This is a genomic window from Denitromonas ohlonensis (assembly GCF_007625205.1).
Taxonomy (GTDB): Bacteria; Pseudomonadota; Gammaproteobacteria; order Burkholderiales; family Rhodocyclaceae; genus Nitrogeniibacter; species Nitrogeniibacter ohlonensis.
Genome location: NZ_VMNI01000010.1, coordinates 17,428 through 39,568 on the forward strand (window position 1 = coordinate 17,428; position 22,141 = coordinate 39,568).

The 22,141-nt window shown below is 63.3% G+C and carries 23 protein-coding genes and 1 tRNA gene; 9 read left to right on the top strand and 15 right to left on the bottom strand.

The features are described 5' to 3' along the window. The 5 genes from FHP89_RS11050 to FHP89_RS11070 all read right to left on the bottom strand — a co-directional run bounded on the left by FHP89_RS11050 (position 1) and on the right by FHP89_RS11070 (position 2,817). Positions 1-252, bottom strand: coding sequence for an acyl carrier protein (locus FHP89_RS11050; protein WP_222105372.1), 252 nt, complete (start codon positions 250-252; stop codon positions 1-3). Positions 253-266: 14 nt separating this feature from the next. Next, entirely contained in the window at positions 267-533 is a 267-nt protein-coding gene (locus tag FHP89_RS11055) for a phosphopantetheine-binding protein (protein ID WP_144177885.1), read from the bottom strand. After that, positions 514-1,302, bottom strand: a complete 789-nt coding sequence (locus FHP89_RS11060) for a lysophospholipid acyltransferase family protein (protein WP_144177887.1) — start codon at positions 1,300-1,302, stop codon at positions 514-516. The genes FHP89_RS11055 and FHP89_RS11060 overlap by 20 nt, the downstream gene beginning before the upstream one ends. Next, positions 1,295-2,017, bottom strand: a complete 723-nt coding sequence (locus FHP89_RS11065; RefSeq protein WP_186300305.1) for a beta-ketoacyl synthase chain length factor — start codon at positions 2,015-2,017, stop codon at positions 1,295-1,297. The genes FHP89_RS11060 and FHP89_RS11065 overlap by 8 nt, the downstream gene beginning before the upstream one ends. A gap of 86 nt (positions 2,018-2,103) precedes the next feature. Continuing rightward, complete coding sequence (locus FHP89_RS11070) at positions 2,104-2,817, bottom strand: 4'-phosphopantetheinyl transferase family protein (protein WP_144177891.1); 714 nt, start codon at positions 2,815-2,817, stop codon at positions 2,104-2,106. Between the two features lie 215 nt (positions 2,818-3,032). On the opposite strand from FHP89_RS11070, the gene parA reads away from it, so the two are divergent. Both parA and FHP89_RS11080 read left to right on the top strand, forming a co-directional pair. Beyond that, on the top strand, positions 3,033-3,698 hold the full coding sequence (gene parA / locus FHP89_RS11075) for a ParA family partition ATPase (protein ID WP_144177893.1): 666 nt from the start codon (positions 3,033-3,035) through the stop codon (positions 3,696-3,698). Then, positions 3,695-4,069, top strand: a complete 375-nt coding sequence (locus FHP89_RS11080) for a hypothetical protein (RefSeq protein ID WP_144177895.1) — start codon at positions 3,695-3,697, stop codon at positions 4,067-4,069. Before parA ends, FHP89_RS11080 begins: the two co-directional genes overlap by 4 nt. A 57-nt stretch (positions 4,070-4,126) precedes the next feature. On the opposite strand, the gene FHP89_RS11085 is transcribed toward FHP89_RS11080, so the two are convergent. Continuing rightward, positions 4,127-4,201 (bottom strand) — tRNA-Arg (locus tag FHP89_RS11085). A gap of 117 nt (positions 4,202-4,318) precedes the next feature. Between FHP89_RS11085 and FHP89_RS11090 the strand changes: the two genes are divergently transcribed. Further along, positions 4,319-6,208 carry an ATP-binding cassette domain-containing protein gene (locus FHP89_RS11090; protein WP_144177897.1) on the top strand — a complete coding sequence of 630 codons (1,890 nt, stop codon included), beginning with the start codon at positions 4,319-4,321 and terminating at the stop codon, positions 6,206-6,208. Between the two features lie 5 nt (positions 6,209-6,213). Here the strand turns inward: FHP89_RS11090 and FHP89_RS11095 are convergent, their stop codons facing one another. The 3 genes from FHP89_RS11095 to FHP89_RS11105 all read right to left on the bottom strand — a co-directional run bounded on the left by FHP89_RS11095 (position 6,214) and on the right by FHP89_RS11105 (position 8,689). Further along, positions 6,214-7,101: a hypothetical protein gene (locus FHP89_RS11095; protein WP_144177899.1), complete on the bottom strand. Its 888-nt coding sequence runs from the start codon at positions 7,099-7,101 to the stop codon at positions 6,214-6,216. 18 nt (positions 7,102-7,119) lie between these two features. Further along, positions 7,120-7,695 carry a LemA family protein gene (locus tag FHP89_RS11100; protein ID WP_144177901.1) on the bottom strand — a complete coding sequence of 192 codons (576 nt, stop codon included), beginning with the start codon at positions 7,693-7,695 and terminating at the stop codon, positions 7,120-7,122. A 94-nt stretch (positions 7,696-7,789) separates the two neighbouring features. Then, positions 7,790-8,689: an HDOD domain-containing protein gene (locus tag FHP89_RS11105; RefSeq protein ID WP_144177908.1), complete on the bottom strand. Its 900-nt coding sequence runs from the start codon at positions 8,687-8,689 to the stop codon at positions 7,790-7,792. Between the two features lie 153 nt (positions 8,690-8,842). Between FHP89_RS11105 and FHP89_RS11110 the strand changes: the two genes are divergently transcribed. The 3 genes from FHP89_RS11110 to FHP89_RS11120 all read left to right on the top strand — a co-directional run bounded on the left by FHP89_RS11110 (position 8,843) and on the right by FHP89_RS11120 (position 13,034). Continuing rightward, positions 8,843-9,841 (top strand): oxidoreductase, encoded by a 999-nt coding sequence (locus tag FHP89_RS11110; RefSeq protein ID WP_144177914.1) that lies wholly within the window; start codon positions 8,843-8,845, stop codon positions 9,839-9,841. Positions 9,842-9,863: 22 nt separating this feature from the next. Then, the gene (locus FHP89_RS11115) at positions 9,864-11,057 is read left to right on the top strand and encodes a response regulator (RefSeq protein WP_260851567.1); all 1,194 of its coding nucleotides are present in this window, start codon (positions 9,864-9,866) and stop codon (positions 11,055-11,057) included. An 84-nt stretch (positions 11,058-11,141) separates the two neighbouring features. Next, positions 11,142-13,034 (top strand): propionate--CoA ligase, encoded by a 1,893-nt coding sequence (locus FHP89_RS11120; RefSeq protein ID WP_144177916.1) that lies wholly within the window; start codon positions 11,142-11,144, stop codon positions 13,032-13,034. A gap of 61 nt (positions 13,035-13,095) precedes the next feature. Here FHP89_RS11120 and FHP89_RS11125 read toward each other — a convergent pair whose 3' ends face one another. From FHP89_RS11125 to FHP89_RS11135, 3 genes are read right to left on the bottom strand one after another with little or no spacing between them, the layout of a single operon-like run. Next, positions 13,096-13,845: a PEP-CTERM/exosortase system-associated acyltransferase gene (locus tag FHP89_RS11125; protein ID WP_144177918.1), complete on the bottom strand. Its 750-nt coding sequence runs from the start codon at positions 13,843-13,845 to the stop codon at positions 13,096-13,098. A 27-nt stretch (positions 13,846-13,872) separates the two neighbouring features. Further along, positions 13,873-15,084: an ABC transporter permease gene (locus FHP89_RS11130; RefSeq protein ID WP_144177920.1), complete on the bottom strand. Its 1,212-nt coding sequence runs from the start codon at positions 15,082-15,084 to the stop codon at positions 13,873-13,875. Between the two features lie 5 nt (positions 15,085-15,089). Then, positions 15,090-16,334: an ABC transporter permease gene (locus FHP89_RS11135; protein ID WP_144177922.1), complete on the bottom strand. Its 1,245-nt coding sequence runs from the start codon at positions 16,332-16,334 to the stop codon at positions 15,090-15,092. Positions 16,335-16,401: 67 nt separating this feature from the next. On the opposite strand from FHP89_RS11135, the gene FHP89_RS11140 reads away from it, so the two are divergent. From FHP89_RS11140 to pepA, 3 genes are all read left to right on the top strand, one after another. Then, on the top strand, positions 16,402-17,286 hold the full coding sequence (locus tag FHP89_RS11140; RefSeq protein ID WP_144177924.1) for a ThiF family adenylyltransferase: 885 nt from the start codon (positions 16,402-16,404) through the stop codon (positions 17,284-17,286). Continuing rightward, positions 17,279-18,355: a nitroreductase family protein gene (locus FHP89_RS11145; protein ID WP_144177926.1), complete on the top strand. Its 1,077-nt coding sequence runs from the start codon at positions 17,279-17,281 to the stop codon at positions 18,353-18,355. The genes FHP89_RS11140 and FHP89_RS11145 overlap by 8 nt, the downstream gene beginning before the upstream one ends. Before the next feature lie 241 nt (positions 18,356-18,596). Next, complete coding sequence (gene pepA / locus FHP89_RS21185) at positions 18,597-19,376, top strand: flocculation-associated PEP-CTERM protein PepA (protein WP_260851569.1); 780 nt, start codon at positions 18,597-18,599, stop codon at positions 19,374-19,376. A 167-nt stretch (positions 19,377-19,543) separates the two neighbouring features. Here the strand turns inward: pepA and proB are convergent, their stop codons facing one another. The 3 genes from proB to rpmA all read right to left on the bottom strand — a co-directional run bounded on the left by proB (position 19,544) and on the right by rpmA (position 22,139). Next, positions 19,544-20,659: a glutamate 5-kinase gene (gene proB / locus FHP89_RS11155; RefSeq protein WP_144177928.1), complete on the bottom strand. Its 1,116-nt coding sequence runs from the start codon at positions 20,657-20,659 to the stop codon at positions 19,544-19,546. Beyond that, the gene (cgtA, locus tag FHP89_RS11160; RefSeq protein WP_144177930.1) at positions 20,656-21,750 is read right to left on the bottom strand and encodes an Obg family GTPase CgtA; all 1,095 of its coding nucleotides are present in this window, start codon (positions 21,748-21,750) and stop codon (positions 20,656-20,658) included. The genes proB and cgtA overlap by 4 nt, the downstream gene beginning before the upstream one ends. A gap of 125 nt (positions 21,751-21,875) precedes the next feature. Beyond that, positions 21,876-22,139 carry a 50S ribosomal protein L27 gene (rpmA, locus tag FHP89_RS11165; RefSeq protein WP_144177932.1) on the bottom strand — a complete coding sequence of 88 codons (264 nt, stop codon included), beginning with the start codon at positions 22,137-22,139 and terminating at the stop codon, positions 21,876-21,878. Positions 22,140-22,141 lie beyond the last annotated feature (2 nt).

Consider the following 22,141-nt stretch of genomic DNA (forward strand, 5'->3'; position numbering starts at 1 on the left):
TCAGCTGTCCAGCAGCGAGCGCACCGCACGCACGACGTCGGCGACGGTACGCACGGCCTTGAACTCGTCGGCCTTGATGCGCTTGCCGGTCAGGGTTTGCAGTTTAACGGCCAGGTCGACGGCGTCGATGCTGTCCAGGTCGAGATCTTCATAGAGGTTGGCCTCCAGGGTGATCTGCGCTTCGGGCGTTTCGAAGGACTCGACGAGGATCTTCTTGAGCTCGTCGAAAATTGCCTCATTGCTCAGTGCCATGATGTTTTCCATTTTCATGCTTCGTTCTCGCTGCGCTGGCGCACCAGTTCGACCAGGGTGTTCACGGATTGAAAGTAGCGCTTGACGCTGGGGTCGTCACCATCGAGGCGCACCTGGTAGCGCTTGCGCAGCGCCACGCCAAGCTCCAGCGCGTCGATGGAGTCCAGGCCCAGGCCGTCGCCGAACAGCGGTGCCGCCGGATCGATGTCGTCGGCGGTCATGTCCTCGAGGTCGAGGGTGTCGATGATCAGTTGCCTGATCTCAGTGTGCAGATTGTCCACAGGCCGCAAGCTCCAGGGCGAAATGGTTTTCCAGGGCGACCGTCAGGCGGCGAACGGCGAGCGTGCCGGGCAGGTCCGGTTCGATCAGGTCGCTGACGGAAAGAGGGGATTTTACTTCGAGTCGGTACTCGAATCGACGGGGCGGGATGTCATACCACGGCCGGCCTTTCGACAGCGTGGGGGGATCGCAGCTGAGCACGACCGGCAGAATGGGTTGCTCGCAGCCCAGTGCGATGTGCGCGGCGCCGCGCAAAAAGCGCAATGGCACGCCCGGCTGGGTGCGGGTGCCTTCGGGAAAAATCACCAGTGCACCGCCTTGCTGAAGCGCGCCGACACAGGATTCGACCAGTGCTTCCGATGATTTGGCATTGCTGATGTAACCGGCCGCACGTACCACGCCGCCCAGAAAAGGGCTGTTCCACAGCGCGCCCTTGACCACGCAGTCGGAGCGCGGCATCAGCGAGATCATGACCACCACATCGATCAGGGTCGGGTGATTGGCCAGCACCAGCGCGCCGCGCGCCTCGGCGAGTGCGTCGGCATTCTTGAGGTGCAGGCGCATGATGCCGACGGTGCACATGAAACCGACAAATACCCCGAAGAGTTTGTGGATCAGCCATTGGGTGCGTTCGCGGCGGCGGTTGGCATCGCCCGGCAGCAGGCGGATCACCGGACAGGCGAGGAGGGTAATCATCAATCCGCCGATGCTGAACAGGCTGAAGGCCACACCGGTCATCAGCAGGCGCCATACGTAATTGAGCTTACGCATCGGCGAGCGTCCATTGCCAGGTGCTGCGCTGGCCGGTCCAGATGTCGCTCGGGCCGTGTCCGGCGAGCACGTGCAGCAGGCTCAGACCCATCATGCGATCGGTGGGCGCGGCAGACGTGCGCTGCGTGGCCACGTGCAGACGGCTCGGGCCGCGGATGTCGAGCAGCAGCGCCAGGGCATGCGGTGTTTCGGCGCTGTCGATGTCCTGCGTGTAAAGCTCGGGCACCGGGGCGTCGGCGTACACCAGCAAGATCTGCGGCTGTCCGGCCGATAGCCGGGCAGCGGCTTCAGTGAGCGCCATGCCGAGCGTTTCATCGCCGGCGGCGATGGCCGTGGCGGGGGCAGTGTCCTGACGGGCTATGGAGAACACGCCGGCCGAGGCATTGTGCACGCTCAGACTGAAGCTGGCGGGCGAGACTTCTTCGCCGGCGGCGAGGTCATTGAGCATGGTCAGCGTGCGGGCCAGTTCGCCGTGACGGGAGGCAAACACCATGGGCACGCCAGTGCGCTCACCGAGGCAGCGGTGGGCCACATTGAGCGCCGCGCGCGCGACCGGGCCGAGGCGCCGGCGCAGCATGGGGTCGACAAAGCCGATGTCGGCCGCGGCACCGGCCGGGTCAAAGGCCTCGGGGGGCGATGCGCGCCATTCTTGCTGTGTGCTTCGGCCGGGCGCCCATGCCTCCCATGTGGCCAGCGGCAAAGAGAATGAATCCATGCTTTCGGGCGCGGTTAAGGGTGTCAGGGCGCGCAATTCTAGCAGGGTAGTGTTACGTGTTGTAACACCTTCTGTCCTCTCGTGTGTCATGTGTCGCACCGCGCTGGATCCCGCTCAATGCGCAAGTCCCAGCGTGTCCAGTGCGACTGGCGGGGGACGAAGCTCCCGTCATGCCATTCGTTCAGTTCGACCGTGGCGACGGTGCCCTCGGTGGTCCAGCCGGTCGTCAGCGTATCGGTCAAGGCCGTCGTGCCCGCGTCCCAGGGCGTGGCGGCGATGTTGGCCGGATGTCGTGCTTGCCAGCGGGTTTGCGCCAGCGCCGTCAGGAGCGGCGCGCCGGTGACTTTTGCCCAGGACTCCTTGAGTACCCAGAGCTGGTGGAAGGCGGTCGAAAAATCGGACTGTTCTGCCAGCCAGCGGGTGTCGTCGTCAGCAAAAAAAGCGTTCGCGAGGCCATGTCGTGAGCGCGGGGCATGCGCCTGAAGGTCAAAGCCGCAGCGCAGCGTCTGGCTGATGGCGCAACCGACGTGGTCGCCGCTGTGACTGAGGCTGAACTGCGGGGCGTCGGGTCCGTCGAGCTGCGGCCGATCTCCGAGCAGGTGGATTCGCCAGGCGGCGGGTGCTCGTGTGCCGTCCTGGCTCAGCGCCAGACGCAACAACGCCCGACCGGCGCAGAACTGTCGGCGTCGGCGGCTGGAGGTTATTGCGCGGGCGCGTTGCTGCTCGTCGGGCGCGAGCAAATCCACCCGGTCGCTCAGGGCGTCGGTCGTGCAGATGAAGATGCGCAGACGATCGGTCATCGGGGTGTTTGCTGGCGTCGGCGCGGGGGCCGGCGGAAGAGGCCTAGGGCGAACGATACCGGGTCTTGTCGGCCTTGGGCAGCGTGGTCAGCCGGGTGGTCGGTCGCGCAGCCCGGCGCGCAATGGCGGTGCGCCTTGGGGCGCTGTCATCAAATTCGGCAAGGCCGTGCGCTACTATTCACGGTTATCTCAGAATTGAACCAAGGAAACCGCCAATGGCGCGCGCGCCAATCGTCACGTTGATTTCTCAAAAAGGGGGCGCGGGGAAAACCACCGTGACCATGCAGTTGGCCGCCGGCCTCGCGCGCCGCGGGCGCAAGGTTGAAATTGTCGATCTCGACATGCAGGAGTCGGCCAGCCGATGGGCGGCTGCGGCATCCCCGGAGCATCCGTTTCCGGCGCGGGTGCACCGCTTCAGTGATGATCCGCGTGAGCTTCCGGACAAGCTGGCCAAGTGGCGCAAGCGGGCGGATGTGGTGCTGCTCGACTGCCCGCCATCCATCGATCATCCGCGTACGCTGGCAGCGCTGAATCACACCGATCTGGCGATTATCCCGGTGGTGCCGAGCCCCACCGACCTGTGGTCGACGCGGGCGGTCGAGCGCCTGATCGTCGGTCTTCAGGCCACGCATCCGGGTCTGCAGGGCGTGCTGGTGCCCAACCGGGTCACCCGCACCTCGCTGGCGGCGGACGTGATGGAGGTGATGCGCGAGTTCGATCTGCCGGTGCTGTCCACCATTCTCAATCAGCGCAATGCTTATGCGCAGAGTGCGGCGGTCGGCGGTTCGGTGTTTGACCTGGGCAGCGCGGCCCAGCCGGCACAGCTTGAGGTCTTGCGGCTGGTCAGCGCGGTGGTGAAGCGTTTGGGAGGGGGTGAATGATTGTTCGTAAGCAAATCAAGGCGTCGCTGCGCGCCAGTATTGACGATGAAGATGCGGCGCTGAAAAAACGCCTGCCGACCCGCAGCGAAAAGCGTCGCGCCTCGGTCAAGCTGACCACCAAGGCCGTGAACCGGATGTCGCCGCCGATCAAGCCGAGTGTGGTGGCGCCGGCCAAACCGGCTGAGGTCGTCCTGTCGGTCGATGAGGCTGCGCAACTCAAAAAAATGCGCGATCACCTGCGCGAACAGGCGCCGTCGGTGAGCCGAAGCGATTTGATGCGGGTGGCGGTGGAGTTGCTGCTGGCGGTCGGGCCGGACGAGGTAAAAGTCCGGCTGGACGGGTTGCCTCGGTTTCCCAAAAAAAATAAATAGCGGAAGGCGCGCGAGTGCGGCGCACTGCAGGCGATTCATGGGTGAGGCGGCGTGTGCTGGTCTCCCCGACAGGAATCGAACCTGTATCTAGCGCTTAGGAGGCGCTCGTTCTATCCATTGAACCACGGAGAGAGACCGGGCCCCGCGATGGGTGGGGGCGGGGCGCAGTTTACCGCGAATTCAGGCTTTTTCGAAGCGCGGGGCCGCGGGGCGGTAAAATGCGCGCTTTGCCCTGTTGCTGGATGCCTCATGCCCCTGATTTCCGTAGATCGTGCCTGCCTTGCCTTTGGTCACGTCGCCCTGCTCGATAAGGCCGATTTTCAGCTCGATGCGGGTGAGCGGGTCGCGCTGATCGGGCGCAATGGCTCGGGCAAGTCCAGCTTGCTGCGGGCCATGGTCGGGCAGTCGCCGCTGGATGATGGCGAGGTCTGGCGCGCGCCGGGCATTCGCATCGCGTATGTGTCGCAGGAGGCGGATTTTGACCTCGCGCGCTCGGTGTTTGATGTGGTGGCCGAAGGCCTGGGCGATGTGGCGGCGGTGCTCAAGGCCTATCACGCGGCGCTTCATCATATTGCCGAGGACGCGTCGGAGGCCGCGATGGCCGAGCTGGAGCGCACGCAGCACGCGGTGGATAGCGCCGACGCCTGGCGCATGAATCAGCGTGTCGAAGCCATGCTGGGCCGGCTGGCGTTGGATGGCGACCTGATCGTCAGCACCCTGTCGGGCGGCGGCATCAAGCGGGTGGCGTTGGCGCGGGCGATTGTCGGCGATCCGGAGCTGCTGCTGCTCGATGAGCCGACCAACCATCTCGACCTCGATGGCATCCTGTGGCTGGAGGAGTTGATCAAGAGCTTCTCCGGCGCGGTGGTGCTGATCACCCACGACCGGGTGTTCATGGACAACGTGTCGACCCGCATCGTCGAGCTCGATCGCGGCAACCTGGCCAGTTTCGACGGGCGCTTTGCCGATTACCAGGTGAAGAAGGCCGAGCAGCTTGAGTCCGAAGCCAAGGCCAGCGCGCGTTTCGACAAGCTGCTGGCGCAAGAAGAGGTTTGGATTCGCAAGGGCGTCGAGGCGCGTCGCACTCGCAACGAAGGCCGGGTGCGGCGGCTGGAGGCGTTGCGTCGTGAGCGCGCGGCCCGCCGAGAGCGCCAGGGCAATGTGACGCTGGCGCTCGACCGGGGCGACAAGTCCGGCCAGATGGTGGCGGAGCTCGAAAACGTCAGCAAAGGCTACGGTGGTGCGCCGCTGGTGCGTGACTTCTCGACCCGCATCATGCGCGGCGACCGCATCGGCTTCATTGGCCCCAACGGCGCGGGCAAGACCACGCTGCTCAAACTGATTCTGGGCGAGCTTGAGCCTGACAGCGGCACGGTGCGCCGCGGCACGCGCCAGCAGGTGGCCTATTTTGACCAGTTGCGTGCGCAGCTCGACCCCGAGGCGCCGCTGACCGAGGTGATCAGCCCGGGCTCGGACTATGTCGAGATCGGTGGCGAGCGCAAGCATGTGATCGGCTACCTGGAAGACTTCCTGTTCGCGCCGCAGCGGGCGAGGTCGCCGGTCAAGTCGCTGTCGGGTGGTGAGCGCAACCGCCTCTTGCTGGCGCGCTTGTTTGCCCAGCCGGCCAACGTGCTGGTGCTCGACGAGCCGACCAACGACCTGGATATTGAAACGCTGGATCTGCTCGAAGCGCTGCTGGCGGACTACGCCGGCACGCTGTTCCTGGTCAGTCACGACCGGGCTTTCCTCGATAATACGGTGACGCAGGTCATCGCCTCCGAGGGCAACGGCGAGTGGAAGGAGTATGTGGGTGGCTATGCCGACTGGCAGCGTCTGCGCAAGCAGCCGGCGGCGCCGGTGGCCGAAAAGAAGGCGGTCGTGACCAAGGACAAGCCCAAGGCCGCGCCTGCCAAGAAGCTGTCATTCAAGGATCAGCGCGAACTCGACGGCTTGCCGGATCGCATCAGTGCGCTGGAGGCGGAAGAGGCGAGCCTGCACGCCCGCCTGGCCGACCCCAATCTGTATCAGAGCACACCGGACGTGGCGGTCGAGCTGAACGCGCGGCTTGAGGCGGTGGGTGAAGAGATGCTGGCGGCGATGGCGCGCTGGGAAGAACTGGAGCAGCAAGCCGGCGGTTGAACCGCTCAGATGGCGAGCAGACGCACCATTAGCCCGGCACTGACCAGCAGCACGACGAGAAAGCCCCAGCCCCAGAGCTGATAGCGGCGGCCAAGCTGTGACGGATCGAGGTCCGAAATCAGATACAGCCGCCGCCCCTCGGGCTTGCGAACGATATGCGCTTCGGCCGCGGCGTGGAGCTCGGCTTGTTGGCGGCGCACTTCGCGCTTGGCTTCGGCGCGCGCCAGCTCCCATTCCTGCAAATCGACCTGGCCGTCGCCGTCGAGATCGAAGCGTTCGAGCAGGCGTGGGTGATCGGCTTTCCAGTCGGCCAGCAGGTCGCGCACCTGGCGGGCGGTGTCATGCGCGGGGTCGATGCTGCCCAGGGTGGTGAAGTCGCCGATGACGTAGATCGGGTCTTGCTTGATCAGGCACCACTGGGTGTAGCGGCGGTCGTCGCGTATCACCACATCCTTGCGGGTGATCAGTAACTCGGCGCCTTCGGGGTCGACCGCGCACTGGCCGCTGCCGTCGTCGAGCAAGAAGGAGGCGTCGCTCTCGTCGTCCGAAAAACGCCGCCAGCTGTCGCCGTCTTTTTCATCCACCACCAGCCGATACCACAGCACCGGCAGGCCGTTGAGCGGGGAGTAGAGCGGCGCGCCATCGAGCGGCATGCCCTGACCAAACAGTTCGGTATAGCCTTGGGCGGCCGAGGCGATGCGCGAGGTGGGCGTGTCGAGAATCAGCCGGCTGTGGTGGATGGAGCGCAGCCAGCCGAACAGCGCGGCGGCCACCACCAGCACCAGCGCCACCAAGCGAAAGCTGCCGTCGGCTTGAAAGCCGGCAAAGCCGAGCGCGGCGATGCCGGACGCGACCGCCGCGCCGGTGCGATCCGGTCGCAGTGAAACGAGCATGATTTTGCTGGGCGGCGCTTAGGCGCTGAACAGGGCTTTGAGGTCGACGTCGGCTTTTTCGGCGGTGGAGAACTCGAGCAGGGGCTGCTCGGTGAAGCCGGTGAGGCGCGCGATGATCAGGTCGGGGAATTGCTCGATGCGGATGTTGTGCACATTGGTGCTCTCGTTAAACCACTCGCGGCGATCGGCAATGCCGTTTTCGAGCGCGGTGATGCGTGTTTGCAGCTGCATGAAGTGCTCGTTGGCCTTCAGTTCCGGATAAGCCTCTGCCACCGCGAAGAGTTGGCCGAGCCCGAAACGCAGCATGCCTTCGGCCTGTCCGAGCGCGGGCACGTCGTGCTTGGCGCGCGCGTCGGAGACGCGGGAGCGGGCTTCGATCACGCGGGTGAGCGTGCTTTCTTCGAATTGCTTGTATTGGCGGCAGACTTCGACCAGCTTGGGCAGTTCGTCATGACGCTGTTTGAGCATCACGTCGATATTGGCCCAGGCCTTGGCAATGTTGTGCTTGAGCCGCACCAGGTTGTTATAGACGACGATGCCATACAGCAAGGCAATGGCAATCACACCGAGCAGGACGAGGGCGGACACGGACATCGAGGGCTTCCTTTAAAAGCGGGCCGGCGAGCCGGCGGGTCGGGGGCATTTTAACCGCTGGCGACGACGGCCGGCCGGCGGGGCTGCCGAGGGGTTAGTCTGGGCGGGCGGGCGGCTCGGCGTCGGCCTCGGATGTATCCTCTGGCGCAGGCATCAGACGTATCGCGTCTTCCTCGGGAATGGCCAGTCGCCGGATGAGTTGCTCGCGGTTGAGTTTCAGCAGTGACTGGATCGCGGTCAGGTCGTCGGGAATCGCGGCGTTGCCCCAGCCCTTGGCGTTGTGGCGGGCCAGGGCGTTGGCCAGCGCGACGGTGCGCACGCGGGGGTTGCTGGCACTCGATTCGTCCATCAGGTGGATGAGCAGTTCGGGGAGTTGCCATTTTTTCGCCAGCGCGAGCTGGATTTCATTGGCAGAAAAGCCGAACACCTCGCGTTGCACGGCAGCGCTGCGCAGGCTGGCGTCGGCGCGCTGCATGGCGTAGGCCTTGGCGGTCAACGCCGGGGCAAACGCCCAGCACAGGATGTCTGCGGTGTCGTGCAGCAAGGCGGCAATGGTGATTTCTTCAACGTCCAGATCGTGACGGATGATCGCCCATTCACGCGCGTAGTGGGCGGCGCGACGGGCGCGCCCAATGACACCCAGGACGCCAATGAGCGCCGCGGGGGTGTCGGCGAGTGCGTCTTCGATGGTGGGCAGGTCTTCGAACTGGCGAAAGAAGGGCGTGATGCCGATCATCATCACGGCCCGGTCAATGGTGGTGATGGCGTGATTTTGCGCCTGGCGTCGGTGGGTCTCGAGATGGCTGAGCACGCGCAGCGTCATCAGGGGGTCGCCCAGGATGACCTGCGTGATCTGTTTTCCGTTGACCCTGCCTTCCTGCTCGCGCATTCCGGCGAGGTCGCGCGCCGTGCGGCGAAGGACGGGCAGGCTGCCCTGGGAGAACAGGTCGACATAGGCATCGAGGGAGGGGAGGGCCTCGTTCAGTCGGTTCATGATGGTCTCATTTTTCCGGGTTGTCGCTATTTACGGCGCGTGGCACGCTGGACTTGAGCTTTGCGACGGGGCGGTGCAGACGCCGCGGATGAATTCGTTATAATCTTTTGGGATGGGCGCTTGCGCTTCGCGCGGGCCGAGACGGAGAAGCATGTGAAAGGGTCTTTCAAGGCGTTTCTGATCGAGCAGGCTGAAGACAAAACCATACGCGCAGGGATGCAGTCCCTGAGCCCCGATGACCTGGATGTGGGCGAGGTGTTGATCCGGGTGCACTACTCGAGCATCAACTACAAGGATGCCCTCGCCGCGACGGGCAAGGGCAAGATCATTCGCCGCTTTCCGTGTGTGGGCGGCATCGATTTGTCGGGTGAAGTGGTCGAGAGTTCGGATCCGCGGTTTTCTGCCGGCGATCCGGTGATCGCGACCAGCTTTGATATTGGCGTGGCCCACCATGGTGGCTATGCCGAGTACGCGCGCATTCCCGCCAAATGGGTGGTGGCGCTGCCCGAGGGCTTGAGTCTGTTCGAGGCGATGGCCTTGGGGACGGCGGGTTTCACCGCGGCGCTGGGGGTGCAGCGCATGGAAGACAACGGCCTGCGGCCCGATAATGGCCCGGTCGTGGTGTCCGGCGCGACCGGCGGTGTGGGCAGTCTGGCGATCGACATTCTGGCGGCCGCCGGTTATTCGGTCACGGCGCTGACCGGCAAGGCCTCTGAAGAAGACTATCTGCGCTCGCTGGGTGCCAGCGATATCCTGCTGCGCGAATCGATCGATTTCGACAAGGTTCGCGCGCTCGAAGGGGCGCGCTGGGCCGGCGCGGTGGACAACACCGGCGGCAAGATCCTGCACTGGATGCTGGCGACCATGCAGCAGGCCGGCACGGTGGCCAGTATTGGCAATGCGGCAGGCTTTGATCTTGATACCAGCGTGTTTCCGTTCATCCTGCGCGGCGTGAGCTTGCTCGGTGTGGACTCCGGTTACATCGGGTTCCCGGTGCGCCAGCAGATCTGGGACAGGCTGGCCACCAATTTGCGCCCGCGTCACCTCGAGGCGGTTACGCAGACCATCGATTTTGACGCGTTGCCGACCGCCTTTGATGATTTCATCGCCGGGCGCATTCGCGGCCGTACCGTAGTTCGGATTGGCGCGTGAGCGGTTTGGGGAGGAGTCCTTCGTGAGCGACGAGAGCATTTCGCTGCCGCGCGTGTTGATCGTCGATGACTCGCGCATGGTGCGCGCGTCGATCAGCCGCAATATTCGTGAGCGCTTCGACGTGCGCGAAGAAGCCGACGGCGAGGCTGGCTGGGAAGCGCTGCTGATCGATCCGTCGATCCAGGTGGTGATCTCCGATCTGGGTATGCCGCGGCTCGACGGCTATGGCCTGCTGGAGCGGATTCGATCATCCAAGCTGTCGCGCATTCATGAACTGCCGGTGATCATCATCTCCGGTGAAGAGGATGATGTGGCCCGCGTCAAGGCGCGCGAAATGGGCGCGACCGATTTCATCACCAAGGGCACGGGCACGGTCGAGCTACTCAGCCGCCTCGAAGCCCTGACTCGCCTGGCCCGCGCTACGCGCGAGCTCGAAGCCAGTCGCGAGGCGCTGGCCAGCCATAGCCCGGTCGACCCTGAGTCTGGCCTGGTCACGCAAGCTTATTTGAACTGGCACGGCAATCAGGAGCTCGCTCTGGCGCGGCGACGCAATGGCGATCTGGCCGCGATGGTGATCGTCATCGATCACTTCGACAAAATGGTGGCCGACTACGGCGTTCATATCACCGAGCTGATCAATCGCAAGCTGTCGAAAATTCTGTCGTCCAAGGTGCGCAAGGAAGACACCGTGGCGCAGATGGCGCAAGGGCAGTTTGCCGTGCTGTGCCCCAGCACCGATCTCGATGGCTGCTCGGCCTTCGCGCTGCGGCTGCAACGGGCCATCGACAAGCTGGTCATGACCTACCGGGACACGCGCATCCGCATGAGCGTTACCGTTGGCATCGCCGCAGGGGCGGGGGCCAGTGAAGCGACAACACTCAGCCATCTGATCGGCTTGTCCGTCCAGCGTGCGCAAGCCGGCGTCAACGCCGGTGGCAGCAAGGTGATTGCCGAAAGCGGCGAGATCACGCCGGGAGAGCTCAGCCGTTTTGTGCGCCTGCCGGTCAGCATCGATCATGTGCTGATGCAGATCCGCTCTGGCGCGACCAGCGAAGTGCTGTTGCGTCTGCCGGATGTCGCGGCAACGCTGATGCCGCTGCTCGACTTGATAGAATCCGAATTTCGTTGCGGGTTGCCGCTCGACGCATTGCGTCAGTTGCGTCGTCGGCCGCCCGGCGAAGAAGATCCCCATGAGGGAACAACAACAAAGCTATGAAATTAGCTGGCAGGAGCAACACCGTAGTATTGACGTAGTACGTCACTCACAATCGAAGGGAATAATAGGGAGAGGATTGTTGTCATGACGACATTTAAAGAGTTTCACCGCCGTTCCATTGAAGACCGGGATGGCTTCTGGAATGAGCAAGCGCAACTGATTGACTGGCACAAGGCACCGGAGCAGATTTGCGATTATTCGCGTCCGCCCTTCGTCAAGTGGTTCAAGGGGGGCGAGACCAACCTGTGCTACAACGCGGTCGATCGCCATGCCGCCAAACGGCCGAACGACAAGGCGCTGGTTTACATCTCGACCGAGACCAACGAAGAAGTGGTCTACAGCTTTGCCGAGTTGCAGCGCGAAGTCGAACGCATGGCGGCGATCTATCAGGATCTGGGCGTCAAGAAAGGCGATCGCGTTCTGATCTACATGCCGATGATTGCCGAAGCCGCATTTGCCATGCTGGCCTGCGCTCGTATTGGCGCGATCCACTCGGTGGTGTTCGGTGGTTTTGCGGCGGGTTCGCTCGCGACGCGTATCGACGATGCCAAGCCGGTGCTGATGGTCAGCTCCGATGCCGGCATGCGCAACGGCAAGGCCGTGCCATACAAGCATCTGGTCGATGAGGCCTGCAAGCTGGCGGAATTCCCGCCGGCCAAAGTGCTGCTCATCGACCGTGGCCTCGACAAGGGCTTCCCGAAAGTTGCCGGCCGCGACGAAGATTACGCCAGCCTGCGCGCCAAGCACATGGATGCCCAGGTGCCGGTGGTCTGGGTTGAGTCCTCCGACCCCAGCTACATCCTGTACACCTCGGGCACCACGGGCAAGCCGAAGGGCGTCCAGCGTGACACGGGTGGCTACGCCGTTGCATTGGCCGCATCGATGAAGCACATCTTTACCGGCGAAGCCGGCGAAAGCATGTTTGCCACCTCGGACATCGGCTGGGTGGTCGGTCACTCCTACATCATCTACGGTCCGCTGCTCGCCGGCATGGCGACCATCATGTACGAAGGCACGCCGCTGCGTCCTGATGCCGGCATCTGGTGGCAGATCGTCGAGAAGTACAAGGTCAGCGTGATGTTCTCGGCGCCGACCGCGGTCCGCGTCCTCAAAAAGCAGGATCCGGCCTTCCTCAAGAAGCACGATCTGTCTTCGCTCAAGGCGCTGTTCCTGGCCGGCGAGCCGCTCGACGAGACCTCGCACGAGTGGATCATGAGCGAACTGGGTATTCCGGTCATCGACAACTACTGGCAGACCGAAACCGGCTGGCCGATTCTTGCCGTGTGCCGTGGCGTTGAAGACAGTCCGATCAAGCTCGGTTCGCCCGCCTTCCCGGTGTACGGATACGATCTGCGCCTGTTCCGCGAGGACGGTAGCGAATGCGATGCCAATGAAAAAGGCATCGTCGGTATCGTTCCGCCGCTGCCGCCGGGCTGCCTGTCCACGGTGTGGGGGCAGGACGACCGTTTCGTGTCGACCTATTTCAGCACCTTCAGCGATCCGGTCATCTACTCGTCGTCCGACTGGGGCATCCGTGACGACAAGGGCTACTACACGATCCTCGGCCGCATGGACGATGTGATCAACGTGGCCGGTCACCGTCTGGGAACCCGCGAGATTGAAGAAGCGGTCCAGACCCACCCGGCGATTGCCGAAGTGGCGGTGGTGGGTGTGGCCGATCAGCTCAAGGGGCAGATGCCGATGGCCTTTGCCGTGGTGAAGGACGCATCGACTGCCGACACCGCCGAGAAGCGCGCCGCGCTTGAAAAGGAAGTGATGAAGCGGGTCGACAGCTCTTTGGGCGCCATTGCGCGCCCGGCCCGCGTCCTGTTCATCTCCGGTCTTCCCAAGACGCGTTCGGGCAAGCTGCTGCGTCGCTCCATCCAGGCGCTGGCCGAAGGTCGCGATCCGGGTGATCTGACCACCATGGAAGATCCGGCTGCACTGGAGCAGATTCAGGCCGCACTGAAAGCCTAAGTGTTTGATGCTGAATTGAAAAAGCCCGCGAAAGCGGGCTTTTTCTTATCTGTCGCCAGTGTTATCGCGGTGGCGCGCTGGCATCGATCTGCGCCTGAATCACGCGCCAGATCGGTTTGACCATGAAGCGCAGCCCTTTGATGATGCCTTGTACGTCCATCATCGAGGGTACGCGGGTGCCGCGGTGCTCGACCGGGCCGCCGATCTGCGTGATTTCGACCCCCAGCTTGGAAAAATGGGAGGCCAGGCGGGGCTCGGTGAGGACAAAAAGCGTGTCGATGTTATTTCGTGCCGCCAGCGCGACCGACCCAAGATACAGGCCGATCGGAATGTAGGGGAAGCGCGGTTGGCGCCCCGCGAGTTCATAGTCGTCGTCGTGCAGCGCCACGGCAACATTTTGCTCTCCTTTGCGTCGCCGATAGGTTGAGCGCACGGCCAAGCGAGAGACTTCCGCGATACGTCGGCGGTCGAGCTTCATTGGATCAATGAGCCTGCGATCGATGGTGTGCGCGCAGGTTTTTTCGAAGGGCAGCAGTTCGTCCAGTGCGTCGGGCGGCGGCAGCACCAGGCGAATACAGCCGACCGACGGGTTGGGCGGCTGTGAGCCACGCAGCAGGCAGTGCAGGCTGTTGCTGTCGTAGGCGTCGGTTTCGCGGCGGTCCGGTCGCTCGGGCTCGAATTTGAGCTCTTCGCAGTAGACCTCGTGGCGCACACGAAAGACCTCGTCGCGCACGGCATCAGTGGCCGCGGCTTCGATCTGGAAGTACTTGCTGAAGCCGACACCGAGATTGAAGCGATCGAACAGTGACATGATGACTCCTTGATATTCCGTTCGCGCTCAGACGCCCTGACGGAGTGCGTCGACGATCTGGGTCGACGCGACTCGGCGGGCGGGGAAGATGGCCGCCAGAACGGTGGCGACAAGTCCGATCACAAAGGCCACGGCGATGGTCGACGGCACGATGCGGATGAAGGCAACATAGCCCAGGTTGGCGTTGGGCGGCGGCGGCATCGGGATGCCAATGGCCGAGACGCCCAGCGCAACGCCGATGCCGACAAGCACGCCGAGACCGGCGCCGATCAGCCCGAGAATCGTACTTTCAACCAGCAGCAAGCGAAAAATGGCCGGCGGCCGGCTCCCGAGCGCGAGCATGGTGCCAAATTCGCTCTGGCGCTCAAACACGCTCATGTTGACGCTATTGACCACCGAGAGCAGCACCATGGCCAGAATGATGAGCTGAAGAATGCCGAACTGACGGTCGTAGAGCTGAACGGTTTTGTCGTAAAAGTCGGACAGCTGTCGCCAGTTGCGGATGTCGAGCTCGTCGGGGAGCGCCGCCTGGAGGCGCTGGTGGGCGGGCGAGGTGTCTTCGGTGCGGTGCAAGGAGACCACCAGCAGGTTGGCGCCCTCGGTCAGCATGAGTTGTTGTGCGGCCTGCAGCGGGATGCGCACCGTGCGCGCATCAAAGTCTTTGGAGAAACTCTGGAAGACGCCGATCACGTTCATGTCGATCGTATTCAGCGCGCCGCCCGCGGTGTTCATCACCAGGGTGACATGGTCGCCGGGCACGATGCCGAGCGCTTGGGCAACGCCCTGGCCGACGGTCATGCCAAAGGTGTCGTCGTCGTCAAGCTGGCGGCCCGCGGTGATCGACAGATAGCTGCCGAGTTGCGCCTCCTTGCGTGGCTCGATGCCCTCACCAACGATGGCCAGATCGCGTTTCCCGTTGTTGAGCAGGCCCGAAAAGCTCAGCCGGGCGGTGACGCCGCTGACCTCGGGGGTTTGCTCCAGTTGTGCCGCAACGCGGGCGGGGTCGGCAATCAGGAAGCGCTCGGGGTGCCGGGTGCCTTGCTCCAGATAACCGCGTTTGAAGACCTGGAAATGCCCGGTCTGCGAGTGAATGATCGCCTCGCCGAGCTGGACGAAGATGTCCGCCACGAAGCCGCCCGAGACGATCAGGCCAGCGACACCGAAAACGATGGCCATCAACGTCATGCCGGTGCGCACTTTCTGGCGAAGCACATTGCGAAGGGCGAGTTTGATCAGCATGGCGGTCAGCGCTGGTGACGCAGGGCGTCGACAATGATCATTCGGGAGGCCTTCCAGGCCGGGAAGACGCTGGCCAGAAGCGTGGTGGTGATCGCAAGCACGAGGGCGTCAAACGCGAGTGCGGGGGTAATGGCAATCTGCCCGGTGAAGCCGTGTGCCATGCCCGGCGGGGGTGGCATGGGAATGCCGACGCTGGAAATGATCTGGCCGAGCAGCAGGCCGACGACAATGCCGCCCACGCCGCCAACCACGCCGATCAGAAGCCCTTCAGAGATGAACTGCTGCAGGATGCCCTGGCGCTTCACCCCAATGGCCATGGCGGTGCCGATTTCGCTGGTGCGCTCGAGTACCGACATGGTCAAGGTGTTGGAAATGCTCAACACCACAATCAGTGCGATCAGCAGGCGAACGACGCCCACCTGGCGGGTGAACAACTCAACGGTCTTGTTGTAGAAGTCGGCCAGATCGCTCCACGGCACGACGTCGAAGGCTTTCGGATCGAGCGAGGCGCGCAATTGCTGAACCGTTGCATCGGTGTGTGCGGTGTCGTCGAGGAGTACGACCCACGAGGTCGAGCCACTCACCCGCATCAGACTCCGCGCAATGCCGATCGGCGCGCGCAGGACGACGTCGTCGTAGGCCTTGGTGATGGTGGCGAAGATGCCGGCCACCTGGCACTCGACCGCATTGACACCGCCGCCCGCGGTCGTGCCAAGCAGCACGATCGTGTCGCCGGGTTCGGCGCCAATGCTGGCGGCCAATCCCTCTCCGAGCAGGACGGAGTTCTCGGGGCTTTCGGTGAGATCCTTGCCGCGCAACACGGTGATGGCGCGGCTGATCGGTGCTTCGAGGTCGGGGGCGATGCCTTCGCCAATGAACGAGACCGTCGCGTCGCCCTTGCTGAGCAGGCCGCCAAAGGTCAGTCGTGGGGCGAGGGTCTTGATGGCTGGTGTTTTGGCGGATTGGGTGGTGTCGATCGGCGCTTCGTCGATCAGGTAGCGATACGGATCGGACTGGCCGCCAGACAGGAAGCCCGGGCGAACAAGCTGAATGTGGCCCAGCTGCGAGTGGATCGTCGATTCACGCATGTCGATGAAGATCCACTGGATGAATCCGCCTGCGAGCAGGAACGCTACCACCCCACCGCCCACGGTGCCGAGCGCAAACAAAGAGCGCCGGCGGTGACGCAAGAGATTTCTTGCGGCCAGCGTAATGTCTTGCTTCAGGCGTTGGAGAGCGTTGCGCCACATGGCAGTTTCATGTCGAGAAGGAGTTGCCTATGATAACGGTTCGATTTGCGGAAGATGAAGGTGTCGCATGAGCGGGGCATTTGATTATGGTGCGGCATTCTCGAGAAATATCGGTTGGGTCACGGAGGACGAGCAGGCGGCGCTGAAGCGCAAGCGTGTTGCCATCGCCGGGATGGGCGGCGTCGGTGGCGTGCATTTGCTGACCTTGGCGCGCTTCGGCATCGGCGCTTTTTCGATTGCCGACTTCGATACATTTGATGTCGTCAACTTCAATCGTCAGGCCGGGGCCGTGGTATCGACGCTCGGGCAGCCCAAGGCCGAGGTCTTGTCCCGCATGGCAAAGGACATCAATCCTGAGCTGGATGTGAGGGTGTTCCCGGAGGGCGTGTCGGATGCCAATCTCGACACCTTTCTGGATGGCGCCGATCTCTATGTCGATGGCCTCGATTTTTTTGCCTTCGCCGCCCGGCGCGCCACATTTGCGGCGTGTCGCCGACGGGGCATTCCGGCGATTACCGCAGCGCCGCTCGGAATGGGCGTGGCGTTTCTGTGCTTTACGCCCGAGAGCATGAGCTTTGAGGACTATTTCTGCCTCGACGACTGCGACGAGAACGAAATGGCGCTGCGATTCCTGCTCGGCCTGTCGCCCGCCATGCTACAGCGCAGCTATCTGGCCGACCCGTCGCGCGTGAATCTGGCGGAACATAAAGGACCTTCGACGATTGCCGCGTGCCAGCTGTGCGCCGGGGTGATCGCGACGGAGAGCGTCAAACTGCTGCTCGGTCGCGGCGGCGTGCCCGTGGCGCCACGCGGCTACCAGTTCGACGCGTATCGCAATCGCTTTACCCGCACCTGGCGACCCGGGGGTAATCGAAATCCGATCCAGAAAATCGGCCTGGCCATTGCACGCCGGCAACTGGCGGGCATGAAGAAGGCGTCACATCATGGCTGATCGCGACACGCTGCTGAAAATGCTCGATCTGGCCCGCTGGGCGCCCAGCGGAGACAACACCCAGCCATGGCGTTTTGAGATCGTGTCGGAGTCGCACATTGCCATCCATGGGCACGACACCCGCGATTGGTGCGTGTATGACTTCCGTGGTTACGCCAGCCACATCGCGCACGGAGCGCTGCTCGAAACGCTGCGTATTGCCGCCAGTGATGCCGGCTTGATCGCCACATGGGCGCTTCGCGACGGCACGACGGATGTCGCGCCGATTTACGATGTCACGCTTGAGCCCTCGGCAGATATCGCGCCCGACCCCTTGCTGGCTTTTGTTGAATCTCGTGCGGTGCAGCGCCGCCCCATGCAAACCACGCCGCTCACCGGCGAACAAAAGGCCGCGCTCAAGCATGCCGTGGGTGACGACTTCGAGCTCAGTTTCTTTGAGTCCGGCCAGATGAAGCGCCGGGTGGCCAAGCTGCTGTGGGATAGCGCCTACCTTCGCCTGACCTGCCCCGAGGCCTATGAGGTTCACAAGCGCGTGATCGAATGGGGCGCGAGATTCAGCGACGACAAGATCCCGGAAGAGGCCGTTGGCGTCGATGCCGCCACCGCCAAGCTGATGCGCTGGGTCATGCAGAGTTGGGCGCGGGTGGCGTTTTTCAACAAGTATCTGGCAGGCACGATTGCCCCCCGAATTCAGCTCGACGTCTTGCCGGCATTACGCTGCGCTGCGCATATTCTGATCACACCCAAGAGCACGCCGGCGGGGTTTCTGGACTACGTTCGTGCCGGCCAGTCCATGCAGCGGCTGTGGCTTACGACTGCGTCGCTCGGCTTGCACCTTCAGCCCGAGATGACCCCGGTGATCTTTCGGTGGTACGCGCAAAACGGGGCGCCGATTACAGCAGATCGAAGCATGGATGCGGCGTCGGCGCGATTGGCGGGGCGGTTTGATGTCTTGGCCGGCCGTGGCACGGATGACCCGTTCGTGTTTTTCTGTCGTGTTGGCACTGGCGCGAACCCCGTTTCTCGCTCCTTGCGGATAGCGCTTCGCACGTTGTTGCGGTCGGATTGAACTTCAGCGGGTGTGCCCGCGCGGTTGGCGTCGATAAGACACGATTTGATGCTGGATAGCGCGCCATCCGAGGTGTCGGCAAATTTTACAGATGGCCGGTTTGGGTTTGTGGCGGATCAAGGTGCAAGTGGAAAAGGTGCTTGTTTACAGTCAGTTATCTTTATGTTGGTTTGATGGCACGGTCATTGCTTTTACTCAGTCGAGGCAAGCAGCCTTTCAATATTCGAAGGAGAACATGGCTATGACTACTTTTCTGAAAAAATCTTTGCTTGGCGTTGCAGCCTCGACCGCGATCATGGCATCCGGCTCGGCGCACGCTGTGCTGACCAACTGGTGGCTCGATACTGACGGCGTTGGTGGTAACGCCGCGGTTCAAGTCCAGCAGTATGTCGACCTGAACGGCCAGGCGCTGGTGGAGAACACCTTCACCGGCGGTGGCAACTTCAACTTCAATGAGGTGGGTTTCTTCACCTCGGTGCTGGCAGACAGCGTGACACCGCTGGCGCCGGGACTGTCCTCCACCTTTGTGGGTACGGGTACTGGCAACGTGGGTGGCAACCTGAGCTTCTTGACGGGTACGCTGAACATTTCGTCGGGTGTGACCCAGATCGCGTCTTTTGATCTGGTGACTGGTAGCGCCAACCTGAACGGTGGCACGGTGCTGCCGAACGGCCCGGTTTCGTTGATTTTCAAGGCAACATCGTTGTCCGCTGGCTACTTCTTTGATGCGGGCTTGACCGATTTGTCCACCATCGTTTCCAGCCCGCAGGGTCTGTTGTTTGGTTTTGCGACTACCAACGCGATTCCTATCAATACCGGCAACCAGGCTTCCGCAGGTCTTCAGGCCCAGTACGTGTCTGAGTTCGGTGCGCTGAGCCAGACCAATGTGGATCAGCAGAATCTGCTGCAACTGTCGAACAACGGCCAGTTCCAGCTTCAGGTTCCGGAGCCCGCATCGCTTGCGCTGCTGGGTCTGGGCTTGGTCGGCCTCGCTTCGGTGCGTCGCCGTAACAAAGCCTAAGCTGCTGCCATTCGGTGTGAAAAAGGGCTCGCGAAAGCGAGCCCTTTTTTTGTTTCTCGGTGCTGACGGCCTTGGTTTCGATGTGGACTGTTGAGCGAACCGTTGTAAGTCGAGATGGCAATCGACCCAGGCCCCGCCCCACTTTGGGCCGGGTATGTCGATCCAAATTACAGTGTGACCAGGTTGTCCCGGTGAATCGCTTCGGGTTCGCAGACATAACCCAGTGTCGCCTCAATGGCACTCGACGGCTTTTTGACCAGCTTGCGCGCCTCGGTGCTGGAGTAGCTGCTCAGGCCGCGGGCAACGGGTTCTCCGGTCTCGAGCTGGCAGGATACGGCTGCGCCTCGCTCGAAGTTGCCTTTGACGTCCACAATGCCGACCGGCAGCAGGCTCTTGCCTGCGCGCAGCGCGTTGGCCGCGCCTTCGTCGACGATGAATGCGCCGGCGACCTGCAGATGGTCGGCCAGCCATTGTTTGCGGGCTTGTAGTGGTGTGCTGGAGGCGTAGAGCAGGGTGCCGAGGGTTTCGCCCTGGGCGACCTTGAGTAGCGCATCTGGGATGCGGCCGCCGGCGATGATGGTGTGGGCGCCGCTGCGGGCCGCGCGCTGGGCGGCCTTGATTTTGGTGAGCATGCCGCCTTTGCTGATGCCGCTGCCGGCGCCGCCAGCCATCTTTTCGTAACGAATATCTTCGGCCTGGCCTTCAGAGATCAGCGTGGCCGCGGGGTCCTTGCGCGGATCGGCCGAAAACAGCCCGTCCTGATCGGTGAGGATGACCAGCGCGTCGGCTTCGATCAGGTTCGCCACCAGCGCGCCCAGCGTGTCGTTGTCACCGAACTTGATCTCGTCGGTGACCACCGTGTCGTTCTCGTTGATGATCGGAATCACGCCGAGCTTGAGCAGGGTGGTGATGGTGGAGCGCGCGTTGAGGTAGCGCTTGCGGTCCGACAGGTCTTCGTGGGTCAGCAGGATCTGCGCGGTGTGCAGGCCGTGGCGCGTGAAGGCGTCTTCGTAGGCCTGGGCGAGGCCCATCTGGCCGACGGCAGCCGCTGCCTGCAGCTTGTGCATCTCGTGCGGGCGCTTGGTCCAGCCGAGGCGCTGCATGCCGGCGGCGATGGCGCCCGACGACACGAGCGCGACTTCACGCCCGCGTGCTTTGAGCAGTGCGATCTGGCGCGCCCAGTCGGCCAGCGCGGCGTGGTCGAGGCCGGCGCCGTTGTTGGTGACCAGTGCGCTGCCGACTTTGGCGACCAGGCGCTTGGCGTCGCGGATCTTGCTTCTCATGGGGCGAGCGGATCGTAAGGTTTGATTTCGTCCGGATCGACGGGGGCGGCGACTTCGCCGGTGCTGGTCGGCGGGGGCGGGCGGTTCGCATCCAGGTGGTCCTGAATGGCGCGCACGACCACCGGGCACCCCTCGCCGTTGATGGCGCTAATGGTGAAAAATCGCTCGACGTCGCCGTAGCCCGACAGGAAGGCGTCGATGCGCGCCTGGCGCTCTTCTTCGGGGATCAGGTCGATCTTGTTGAGCAAGACCCAGCGCGGTTTTTCGAAAAGCTCGGGATCGTAGCGGCGCAGCTCGTCGACGATCGCGTGCGCGTCTCGCACCGGGTCGGCGCCGTCGTCAAACGGGGCGAGATCAACCAGGTGCAGCAGCACATGGGTGCGCGCCAGATGCTTGAGGAAACGGTGGCCGAGGCCGGCGCCTTCGGCCGCGCCTTCGATCAGGCCGGGGATGTCGGCGATGACGAAGCTGCGGTTTTCGTCGGTGCGAACCACACCGAGGTTGGGGTGCAAGGTGGTGAACGGATAGTCCGCGACCTTGGGTTTGGCGGCCGACACGGCGCGAATGAAGGTCGATTTTCCGGCGTTGGGCAAGCCGAGCAGGCCGACGTCGGCGAGGACCTTCAGCTCCAGGGCGAGGTTGCGGCGTTCGCCTTCCTGGCCGAGCGTGCGGATGCGCGGCGCGCGATTGACGCTGGACTTGAAGTGAATGTTGCCCCAGCCACCGTTGCCACCCTTGGCGACGAGCACGCGCTTGCCGTGTTCGTCGAGGTCGGCGATGCGTTCGCCGGTGTCCTGGTCGACGATGACCGTGCCCACGGGCATGCGCATCACGATGTCGTCGCCGCCCTTGCCGTAGCGATCCTTGCCGTGGCCGTTTTCTCCGCTCGGGGCGCGGAACATGCGCTTGTAACGGAAGTCGATGAGGGTGTTGAGATTGCAGTCGGCTTCGGCCCAGATGCTGCCGCCCTTGCCGCCATCGCCGCCGTCAGGGCCGCCCTTGGGGATGAACTTTTCGCGGCGGAATGAGCACGCACCGTTGCCGCCGTCGCCGGCGATGATTTCAATACGTGCTTCGTCAAAAAACTTCATTTGCGTCTGCCCTGGCGCCGGGTCCGACGGCGAGTGCCTGACGGAGTCCGGGTGTGCCCAAAAAGAAAAAGAGCCCTACCGGGTGGATAGGGCTCTCAGATACTGCCTGCCAGGCGGCCGAGAGATTACTCGGCGACCGGGATGATGCTCACTGTGCGACGCTTCTTGGGGCCTTTCACCGCGAACAACACCGTGCCGTCCTTGAGGGCGAACAGGGTGTGATCCTTGCCCATGCCGACGTTTTCGCCAGCGTGGTACTCGGTGCCGCGCTGACGGACGATGATGTTGCCAGCGGGGATCAGTTGGCCGCCGTAGCGTTTGACGCCCAGGCGTTTCGATTCTGAGTCGCGACCGTTCCGGGAACTGCCGCCGGCTTTTTTATGTGCCATGA

Coding starts and splice junctions, on each gene's coding strand:
- FHP89_RS11050 (WP_222105372.1), bottom strand. CDS start 252: ATGGCACTGAGCAATGAGGCAATTTTCGACGAGCTCAAGAAGATCCTC.
- FHP89_RS11060 (WP_144177887.1), bottom strand. CDS start 1,302: ATGCGTAAGCTCAATTACGTATGGCGCCTGCTGATGACCGGTGTGGCC.
- FHP89_RS11065 (WP_186300305.1), bottom strand. CDS start 2,017: ATGGATTCATTCTCTTTGCCGCTGGCCACATGGGAGGCATGGGCGCCC.
- FHP89_RS11070 (WP_144177891.1), bottom strand. CDS start 2,817: ATGACCGATCGTCTGCGCATCTTCATCTGCACGACCGACGCCCTGAGC.
- parA (WP_144177893.1), top strand. CDS start 3,033: ATGGCGCGCGCGCCAATCGTCACGTTGATTTCTCAAAAAGGGGGCGCG.
- FHP89_RS11080 (WP_144177895.1), top strand. CDS start 3,695: ATGATTGTTCGTAAGCAAATCAAGGCGTCGCTGCGCGCCAGTATTGAC.
- FHP89_RS11090 (WP_144177897.1), top strand. CDS start 4,319: ATGCCCCTGATTTCCGTAGATCGTGCCTGCCTTGCCTTTGGTCACGTC.
- FHP89_RS11095 (WP_144177899.1), bottom strand. CDS start 7,101: ATGCTCGTTTCACTGCGACCGGATCGCACCGGCGCGGCGGTCGCGTCC.
- FHP89_RS11100 (WP_144177901.1), bottom strand. CDS start 7,695: ATGTCCGTGTCCGCCCTCGTCCTGCTCGGTGTGATTGCCATTGCCTTG.
- FHP89_RS11105 (WP_144177908.1), bottom strand. CDS start 8,689: ATGAACCGACTGAACGAGGCCCTCCCCTCCCTCGATGCCTATGTCGAC.
- FHP89_RS11120 (WP_144177916.1), top strand. CDS start 11,142: ATGACGACATTTAAAGAGTTTCACCGCCGTTCCATTGAAGACCGGGAT.
- FHP89_RS11125 (WP_144177918.1), bottom strand. CDS start 13,845: ATGTCACTGTTCGATCGCTTCAATCTCGGTGTCGGCTTCAGCAAGTAC.
- FHP89_RS11130 (WP_144177920.1), bottom strand. CDS start 15,084: ATGCTGATCAAACTCGCCCTTCGCAATGTGCTTCGCCAGAAAGTGCGC.
- FHP89_RS11135 (WP_144177922.1), bottom strand. CDS start 16,334: ATGTGGCGCAACGCTCTCCAACGCCTGAAGCAAGACATTACGCTGGCC.
- FHP89_RS11140 (WP_144177924.1), top strand. CDS start 16,402: ATGAGCGGGGCATTTGATTATGGTGCGGCATTCTCGAGAAATATCGGT.
- FHP89_RS11145 (WP_144177926.1), top strand. CDS start 17,279: ATGGCTGATCGCGACACGCTGCTGAAAATGCTCGATCTGGCCCGCTGG.
- pepA (WP_260851569.1), top strand. CDS start 18,597: ATGACTACTTTTCTGAAAAAATCTTTGCTTGGCGTTGCAGCCTCGACC.
- proB (WP_144177928.1), bottom strand. CDS start 20,659: ATGAGAAGCAAGATCCGCGACGCCAAGCGCCTGGTCGCCAAAGTCGGC.
- cgtA (WP_144177930.1), bottom strand. CDS start 21,750: ATGAAGTTTTTTGACGAAGCACGTATTGAAATCATCGCCGGCGACGGC.
- rpmA (WP_144177932.1), bottom strand. CDS start 22,139: ATGGCACATAAAAAAGCCGGCGGCAGTTCCCGGAACGGTCGCGACTCA.